This window comes from Mesorhizobium sp. M4A.F.Ca.ET.020.02.1.1, assembly GCF_004022645.1.
Classification (GTDB): domain Bacteria; phylum Pseudomonadota; class Alphaproteobacteria; order Rhizobiales; family Rhizobiaceae; genus Mesorhizobium.
Genome location: NZ_RZOI01001089.1, coordinates 1 through 1,393 on the forward strand (window position 1 = coordinate 1; position 1,393 = coordinate 1,393).

At 64.0% G+C, this 1,393-nt stretch carries 2 protein-coding genes; both read left to right on the forward strand.

Features of this window, described 5'->3' with window-relative positions:
• Positions 1-858: SEL1-like repeat protein (locus EN742_RS35055; RefSeq protein ID WP_148670529.1), on the forward strand; the 858-nt coding region annotated here is incomplete at its 5' end.
• Positions 859-1,050: 192 nt separating this feature from the next.
• Positions 1,051-1,393 (forward strand): sulfite exporter TauE/SafE family protein (locus EN742_RS35060; protein ID WP_148670530.1); only part of this gene is annotated, 343 nt, incomplete at its 3' end.

Below are 1,393 nucleotides of genomic sequence, written 5' to 3' on the forward strand. Positions count from 1 at the left end.
ACATATAACATCCCGGCTGACGCAGGTCCGCAGGCCCTGCGCGACGCGGCGGCCGGCGGTGACGCCAAGGCGCTGTTCGAGGTCGGCTCGCGCTATGCAGAATCGCGCGGCGTCAAGGAGGACATGAAGGCGGCGGCCAAGTGGTACGAGAAGGCCGCCGAGCTCGGCCTCGCGCCGGCCGAATACCGCATCGGCAATTTCTACGAGAAGGGGATCGGCGTCGCCCGCGACATCAAGAAGGCCAAGACCTACTACCAGCTCGCCGCCGAGCAGGGCAACGCCAGCGCCATGCACAATCTCGCCGTGCTGTTCGCCATGGCGGCGGACGGCGTGACCGACAATGAGTCGGCGGCACACTGGTTCCAGGCCGCGGCCGACCGCGGCGTCAAGGACAGCCAGTTCAATCTCGGCATCCTGGCGGCCAAGGGCGTCGGCATGAAGCAAAACCTGGAGGAATCCTACAAATGGTTCGCGCTCGTCGCCAAGACCGGCGACAAGGACGCTGCGTCCAAGCGCGACGAGATCGCCAATGCGTTGCGTCCGGAGCAGTTGGAGCGGGCGCGCGCCGCTGCCGAGCTGTGGAAGGCAAAGCCGATCGACCAGGCAGCCAACTCCGTCGACATCCCCGAATCCTGGCAGGAGGGGACGCCGCAGACGACCGCCAGCATCGACATGAAGAAGGCGGTCAAGAACATCCAGCTGATCCTCAACAAGAACGGCTATGAAGCCGGCGGCGCCGACGGCGTGATGGGCGACAAGACCAAGACCGCGATCATGGCCTTCCAGACCGACAACAAGATGAAACCGACCGGCGAGGTCGATGAACAACTGGTCAAGGCGCTGCTGGCGCGCAAATAACGGCAGAGGCGTCGCTTCCGCGATGTCCTTGCCACACATTTGCCTGTTAACTGATTGAGATGTTTTTTGTTTCGACGCGGCGGCGGGGTTTGGTCCCCGCCGCCGCGTCGGCGCAAGAAAAAATTGGCTTTTCGGTGCGAGACTGCACGCTGCGGCTGCATCGCCGACAGGCAAACTGATCGAGACTGACGGGTGGGCATCTATCTCCCGATCGCGGAAATTTCCGTCAACGTCTTCGTGCTGCTGGCCATGGGGGCGGCGGTTGGTTTCCTGTCGGGCATGTTCGGGGTAGGCGGCGGCTTCCTCATCACGCCGCTGCTGATCTTCTACAACATCCCGCCGGCCATCGCGGTCGCCACCGGCGCCAACCAGGTCATCGCCTCTTCCTTTTCCGGCGCGCTGTCGCACATGAAGCGCGGCACGCTCGACTTCAAGCTCGGCGGCGTGCTGCTCGCGGGCGGCATCGTCGGCTCGACCGGCGGTGTCTATGTGTTTGCCGTGCTGCGCCGGCTCGGCCCGTTTGATCTCTTCATTT